The 248-nt window shown below is 66.5% G+C and carries 1 protein-coding gene; it reads right to left on the bottom strand.

Annotated features, from left to right (window positions below; genetic code table 11):
* On the bottom strand, nucleotides 1-248 hold a 248-nt coding region (locus SB772_RS44130; protein ID WP_410839039.1), incomplete at both ends, for a 4'-phosphopantetheinyl transferase family protein.

Raw genomic sequence — 248 nt, 5'->3', positions numbered from 1 at the left:
AGCAGCGCCAGGCTGGCGCTGTGGCTCAGATTGAAATGCAGAACGCCGTGAAGCCCGGTATCGAGACCGGGCTTTCCGTATTCGTTGTAGGTGAAGCGGATGTCCTGCGGCGGCAGGCGCAGATAGTGCGCCAGGATTTCGCGCAGCCGCCCGCGCCCGGCAATGTAGCGGTTGCGGTCCTCGTCGAAGACGAAGGCGGCGGCGCGGGTCCGCTCGTCGCCGCTGAGCAGCCGTTCGAAGCCGTGGAC

The organism is Paraburkholderia sp. SIMBA_030, from assembly GCF_046535245.1.
Taxonomy (GTDB): domain Bacteria; phylum Pseudomonadota; class Gammaproteobacteria; order Burkholderiales; family Burkholderiaceae; genus Paraburkholderia.
The sequence above is the reverse complement of the archived record's forward strand: the minus strand, read 5'-3'. Positions and strand labels throughout refer to the sequence as shown.